Origin of the sequence: Dyadobacter sp., from assembly GCF_051859145.1 — a bacterium.
GTDB lineage: Bacteria > Bacteroidota > Bacteroidia > Cytophagales > Spirosomataceae > Dyadobacter.
On record NZ_JBHYGF010000243.1, the window covers coordinates 1 to 6,616 of the forward strand.

Sequence of the window (6,616 nt, forward strand, 5' to 3'; positions counted from 1 at the left end):
TGGCACTGATCGATATCAACAATGATAATCTCCTGGATATTTACGTTTGTGCATCGGTTCGCGACGTTCCAAGTGAGCGCGAGAATATGCTTTACGTCAATCAGGGATTGGACGCGAATAAGGTGCCGGTTTTTAAAGAAATGGGCAAAGAGTACGGCATTGCAGACACTACGCACACCACCAATGCAGCTTTTTTCGATTATGATAACGACGGCGATCTCGACCTTTTCCTTGTCGTAAACGAAATGGACGACAACAATTTTCCAAACAGGTATCACAAGAAAATTGTCGATGGGTCCTCCCGGAGAACGGACAGGCTTTACAGGAATGATTGGAATGCAGAGTTGAAGCATCCGGTTTTTACAAATGTTTCAAAAGAAGCTGGTATTCTGATTGAAGGTTATGGTTTGGGAGTGAATGTGACTGATGTTAATCAGGATGGCTGGAAAGATATATATGTGACCAACGATTACCTGACAAATGATTTGCTGTATATCAATAATGGTAACGGGACTTTCACGGACAAGGCGGCTTCCTATTTCAAGCATACCTCGCATTCAGCGATGGGAAATGATGTGGCGGATATCAATAATGACGGACTGGTAGATGTGATTGCCGTGGACATGATGCCCGCTACTAACAAGCGGAAAAAGATGATGACGCCGGCCAACAGCTACGTCACTTACCAGAACAATGAGCTTTTCGGGTATCAGTACCAGGTAGCGCGGAACACATTGCAGCTGAACCTGGGCGCGCCGGCCAACAGTAAGGATCCGGTTTTTAGTGAAATTGGTTTGCTGAGCGGAATTGCGGAAACGGATTGGAGCTGGGCACCGATGGTTACCGATTTTGATAATGACGGATTGCGCGACATGATCATTACAAATGGATTTCCGCGCGATATTACTGATCTGGATTTCATTGCCTACCGGAATGAGGTGTCGAGCATTATGGAGCCGAAAATGATGCTGGACTATGTGCCGGCTGTCAAGCTCAAAAACTTTGCATTTAAAAACACGGGTAACCTCGCGTTCAAAGATGTGACCGGGGACTGGGGAATAGAAAATTCGGGTTTTTCGAACGGAGCGGCCTATGCAGATCTGGACAATGACGGTGATCTGGATTATGTAGTCAACAACATCAACGATTCGGCTTCTGTTTTCAGGAATAACAGTATCCAGATCAAACCGGCAGAAAGTAACTTTTTGCGGATTGGTTTCAAAGGAGAGCGGTATAACCAGAAAGGGATAGGAGCAGTTGTGGAGATTACCTATGCAAACGGGCAAAAACAGATTGCTGAGAACTCACCTTACCGCGGCTACCTGTCCACTGTCGAGCCGGTTGTGCATTTTGGTTTAGGAAAAATACAGAAGGTAGATCGCCTTAGAGTAACGTGGCCGGGAGGTAAATCACAGGTTTTTGAAAACGTAAAGGCAAATCAGGTTCTCGTTTTAAGCGAGAAGAACGCAATTGAAGGAAATAATCCTGATGCCAAAAAAGAAGCTGTTAAGCCACTTTTTACAGATATAACCAGCGTGCTGAATGTTCCTTATATACACGAGGAAACAGATATCATCGATTTCAATGTGCAGAAGCTGTTGCCGCATAAAATGTCGCAATTCGGGCCTTCGATGGCTGCGGGAGATGTAAATGGCGATGGGCTTGATGATATTTTTGTAGGAGGTGCCATGCAGCATAAAGGGCGTTTTTTAATTCAGCAAGCAGGCGGACGTTTCAAAGTCTCGGACCTGCTGCCTGGCGCAGACGGTTTGGAGAAAGATACCGAGGATATGGGCGTGCTGCTTTTTGATGCAGATGGAGACCGTGACCTCGACCTTTTCGTTGTAAGCGGAAGCTATGAAATTAACCGGGATTCGCCGGGATTGAGGAGTATACTTTACCTCAACGACGGCAAAGGCAAATTCAGCATTGACACTGCGGCATTACCAAATTTGTTAGTCAATGGTTCTTGCGTCAAAGCAGTTGATTTTGACAAAGACGGTGATCTGGACCTGTTTGTAGGTGGTCGCGTGGAGTCGGGGATGTATCCTAAACCGGTATCCAGCTACATATTAAGAAACGATTCGCAAAAAGGGAATGTAAGGTTCTCGGATGTGACAAAGGCGGTTGCGCCGGAGCTGGTGAATATGGGTCTTGTTTGTGATGCCTTATGGACCGATTTCGACAACGATGGCTGGATGGACCTGATCGTCGCAGGGGAATGGATGCCAATTACGTTTTTGAAAAACGCCAAAGGAAAGTTGAGCAAGATTGAGTCCGGCATTGAAAACAAGAAAGGCTGGTGGGGAAGTTTGGTTGCAGGAGATTTTGATAACGACGGAGATATAGATTACATAGGCGGGAACTTGGGTGCGAATACCCTGAGCCGCGCTTCCGACGAGCGGCCTGTTCATGTTTATGCCAAAGATTTTAACAACGATGGTTATTTCGACGCCATTCCTACTATTTTCTATAAAGCTGAGGATCAATCCTATAAAGAATTTCCATATAACACCAGGGACGATTTGGGTAAGCAGATTATTCAGGTAAGGCAACGATTTCAGGAATACAGCAAGTTTGCGCAGGCTTCACTTAAGGATATTTTAAAGCCCGAAGAAATGAAGGATGCACTGCACCTGACTGCAAACTGGATGAAGAGTAGCTACATTGAAAACCTGGGCAACGGTAGGTTCTCGATACGGGAGCTGCCGCTGCAAGCACAGTTCGCGCCGCTATTCGGAATGATAGCCGATGATTTTGATCAGGACGGGAACCTGGATTTGCTGGTTTCGGGAAATGATTATGGATCGGAAGTTTCGGTCGGCAGGTACGATGCTTTTTATGGATTGGTTTTAAAAGGCAATGGAAATGGTACATTCCAGCCACTCAGTCACACCGCAAGCGGCTATTTCACCAAAGGCAATGCAAAAGCAACGGTCAGAGTACCAACACAAGAAGGCAACTGGTTAACTGCTACTTCGCAAAACAGGGATTCAATTCGTTTTCACAAATCCTCGCATCAGGCGCGGCTCGTACCCATATCCGGTTCTGAAACGACTGCTTTGCTGAAACTCAAAAATGGAAAAAGCAGGAAAGAGGAGTTAAGTTATGGATCTTCGTTCCTATCTCAGTCAAGCCACGTGCTGGCATTGCCACCGTATGTTGCAGAGGCTGTGATTATGGATTCTAAAGGTGCAAAAAGAACCGTAAGGTAAGCAGCGGGTCAGTACTAGGTCAATCCTGAGCGTTTCGGATTGACTCTGTATATGAGTTATAAAAGAATATCGCCTCAAATCATGCCCTTCTCCCAGGAAGCATCACGCATTCTTGGGAGAAGGGCATTGTCTTAATCAATCGCTACGCCACCGCTGGCATATCCCACGACAGTATTGTTCAGGTTTAATCCATTTGCAGTAGCTGAGAAAACAAGCATGAGACGGGTGCCGGCTGTTACAGGTATAGAGAGTCCGCTTGCCCTTCCGGTGGAAGTAGTACCCACCGCTATAATGCCGGTTAGCATAGGTGACATCTCGACAACTGCGCCAGGAATAGGTGTAAATGTGTTGCTTCCCTCCGGGGCAGAATACAGCTGAGCCTGCACCGAAACTAGTGATCCAATCAAAATCAACGCAGATGTATTGCTAAAAAAGCCTGAAAGCGAAGTGATCGTACCATTTCTTGGTACAGAAAAGGCCATATTTCTGATTGCGGTCGCATCGATAATACCTCCTGTTAAGGATACATCAATATAGTCTCCGAATCCTATTGCCGAAACAGTGCCGGCAATCCCTCCCGTAGTGGTCAGGAATGCAGGATCTCCTGAGGCAAAAGGGATAATGGCATTGCCGCCCCCTCCACCGCCTGTTTCTTTCAGAGGTACCCATTCAGAACCAGTGTAGTAATAAAATCCCGGCGTCTGGTCAGTCTGATAGATCAACAGACCGGTCGCCGGACTCGCGATTCCGTCCCGGTTTGTTTTTGACATTCTGGGAATGAGGAGCCCTTTATTGGTAGAAACTACATCCAGTTGTGAACTGGCATCCGGTGTGAGGCTTCCGATACTTACCTGGGCATTAGCGGCAAAAACGAAAAGGGTAAATGCTAGCGTCAGTGCGATGCTTTTGATCTGAAATAAAAGAACGGAGTTGATATATGTTTTCATAGAAATTTCATTCATAGTTTGACAATTTTGATTGTTTGGCTTTGACCGTCGGCGGTTTTGAATTGCACGAGATAAGTACCGGCAGGATAGTTTTTCAAGCTCAATTCCGAGCCGCGCTCAGGTCTGGATAACTCCAATAAGGATCGGCCAGACAAGTCGGTCAGTTTCAAGCTTGCGAGCTCCACCGAAGCATCAATTTTTAGTTTATCGACAGCCGGATTCGGATAAGCGCTCACCAGTTCCCCTGCATTTACATCCAAATAACGAATAGCGCTATACGCGAAGCTGCCGTCAACATCCACCATTTTCAGACGGTAGTATTGCGTTCCTCTGCGCGCAGCGGGATCCTGGAACGAGTAGAAACGTTGTCCGTTACTTTCACGCGCCGCGGTAACCTTTCCAAGTGCATTCCACTTTTTGGTGTCCATACTGTGCTGAACCTCAAAAAAATCGCTGTTCTTCTCCTCGGATGTCTGCCAGCGAAGCGTTGTCAGGTTCTCCACTCTTCTCGCAATAAAATCGATCAGGGTTACGGGCAGTGACCCCGATTCCGCCGCTGTGACCGAGGCAAAGTTGGCAGGGGTGTTCAGCGTGTTGGCGATATAGTGGTCAGTAGTGTTAACAGAGCTTCCGGAAGTGGTTACAAATGTGGAATTGCCATAGGCAATTTGCAGATTGGCTTCGGTATTCCCGTTCAACTGTGAAGCCTGGTAGAAAAAGCCTACTACGCCACTGATGTCAATCGGCGTGCTGAAATTGTAAACCTTCGTAACGCTTGGCGGATTTCCGGGAATGGCAGTGTACGAGATGGTTAGAGTCCGGGAGTCTATGGACAGATCCGTTGAAGGTTTTAAGGTCAGGCTATCGATGGCCACCTGCGTGTCTTGCATAATAGAAAAACCATCGGTGCCTGCTGCGAATTGAGCCTTTGCGGCAGTTGTGGAAAGTAATGCGAGCTGGCAAAATAGCAAATAGCGCTTTCTCATCATGTGGAGTTGTTTATGATAGTTGATATAAAAATTTGTTCAATTTATATAATTATTCAAACTACATATCTTTTCATGTAAAATTATTTCTACTCAACTGAGTTTCGCTACAATACATCTTTATACAATTCGTTTCTGTTGCTTGATGCCGTTCCAATTTGAATTAGATAGCATAAATAGCGTTGGCGCCATGTGTCATGGTTAAGGCCGGCCGGCAAGCCTCTTTTTTTCGTTAATTGGTGCGTAAAGCCGATTAGCTGTTGATTCAGGATTGGAATGCAAGTTCACAGTTACCGGCAGCCAAAAAGAAAAGGGTGTCCCATCTTCGGAATGAGACACCCTTTTTGGCATTCAAATGGTCTTATTAACTTACTTTAATTTCCTGCGCTGGCTTTTCAGAGCCTGGGATAATGGGAAGTGTGAGGAGCAGGATGCCGTTTTCATATTCAGCGCGAATATTTTCCGGATCTACGGTTTCGTCGATCATGAATGTGCGCTCAAATGAAGTTTTGCTGAATTCGTGCCTTATCCAATTCTGGTTTTCACGCGCCTGTTCTTTCAGCTGATAAGAAATGCTCAGTTCGTGTCCTTTTAAGTTAATCCTGAAATCCTCTTTTAAGCGGTCGGGTGCAAAAACGAAGAGTTGGTATTCGCCGTCATTTTTCAGGATATTCACCGGCACGCGGTATTCACGGGAGTTGCCGGCAAAGCGGCCGTAATGATCGTGGCGTACTCCGAAGCCACGGTTTCCATATCTGTTACACATAGTTTTTTTGTTTTTGGTAAATAAAGATCAATACCTGCGCTCAAATCCCGGGTTCAGGTCGGCTGGTTTTTCTAACTTCTCCCAGTGCCTGTCGCAGTGCCGGAATCCGAGTCCGCGAAAGTGTCTGGGGTGAAATCGAGTCCCGGCAGTCAGGTGTAAGCTTGCGGCGGTAATCAGTGCTACGCTGATCCCCAGCAACATTTTGGTGCTTCTTCTCATGGTTAAATTTGTTTTGGATAGTTGTTAGACAAATCACGCAGGCTCTCTTTGTCTTCATAAATCTCATAATGATCATAGAATTGCGCGCTGGACCTGCGTCCCCGCCACCTTCCGAAGTTTCTCCTGCCCGCAGCCAGCCGGAAAATCAAACCGAAAACCAGGAAGAACAGAAGTGCCTTGAAAATGAGAAATGGAATCAGGAACAGCAGAAAGCCGCCCAGGATGCCTGCAAGTATTACTCTTAAAACGGATGTGATCATGGCTGAACCAGTTTGAATAAATGTTTAAAAACAATGCAGTTCGTTGCATTTATCAGGCAGACGGGCCAGACAGGATTTTACTTTAAGTTTTGGCAAAAAAAATCCCGGTCGGCTGACCGGGATTTGCTACATATTTTCTGGCGGCTTCCTGCATCGGTTCCGCATCTCCTGCTTGAACCTGATCCTTTCTTCCGGCGTCATCTCCTTCCATTTGCTGCGCCAC

Annotated in this window: 6 protein-coding genes; 1 reads left to right on the forward strand and 5 read right to left on the reverse strand. The window is 46.3% G+C overall.

Annotated elements, in window-relative coordinates; translation table 11 throughout:
- On the forward strand, nucleotides 1–3,215 hold a 3,215-nt coding region (locus tag ACTIE6_RS14710; RefSeq protein ID WP_439557360.1), incomplete at its 5' end, for a VCBS repeat-containing protein.
- 131 nt (nucleotides 3,216–3,346) lie between these two features.
- Here ACTIE6_RS14710 and ACTIE6_RS14715 read toward each other — a convergent pair.
- From ACTIE6_RS14715 to ACTIE6_RS14735, 5 genes are all read right to left on the reverse strand, one after another.
- Entirely contained in the window at nucleotides 3,347–4,177 is an 831-nt protein-coding gene (locus ACTIE6_RS14715) for an exosporium glycoprotein BclB-related protein (RefSeq protein WP_439557361.1), read from the reverse strand.
- Nucleotides 4,174–5,151: a T9SS type A sorting domain-containing protein gene (locus ACTIE6_RS14720; protein WP_439557362.1), complete on the reverse strand. Its 978-nt coding sequence runs from the start codon at nucleotides 5,149–5,151 to the stop codon at nucleotides 4,174–4,176. Before ACTIE6_RS14720 ends, ACTIE6_RS14715 begins: the two co-directional genes overlap by 4 nt.
- A 361-nt stretch (nucleotides 5,152–5,512) precedes the next feature.
- Nucleotides 5,513–5,914 (reverse strand): Hsp20/alpha crystallin family protein, encoded by a 402-nt coding sequence (locus ACTIE6_RS14725; protein ID WP_439557363.1) that lies wholly within the window; start codon nucleotides 5,912–5,914, stop codon nucleotides 5,513–5,515.
- Between the two features lie 27 nt (nucleotides 5,915–5,941).
- The gene (locus ACTIE6_RS14730) at nucleotides 5,942–6,133 is read right to left on the reverse strand and encodes a hypothetical protein (RefSeq protein ID WP_439557364.1); all 192 of its coding nucleotides are present in this window, start codon (nucleotides 6,131–6,133) and stop codon (nucleotides 5,942–5,944) included.
- Between the two features lie 2 nt (nucleotides 6,134–6,135).
- A complete protein-coding gene (locus ACTIE6_RS14735; protein ID WP_439557365.1) occupies nucleotides 6,136–6,393 on the reverse strand; it encodes a hypothetical protein in 258 nt (85 codons plus the stop codon).
- Nucleotides 6,394–6,616: the final 223 nt, after the last annotated feature.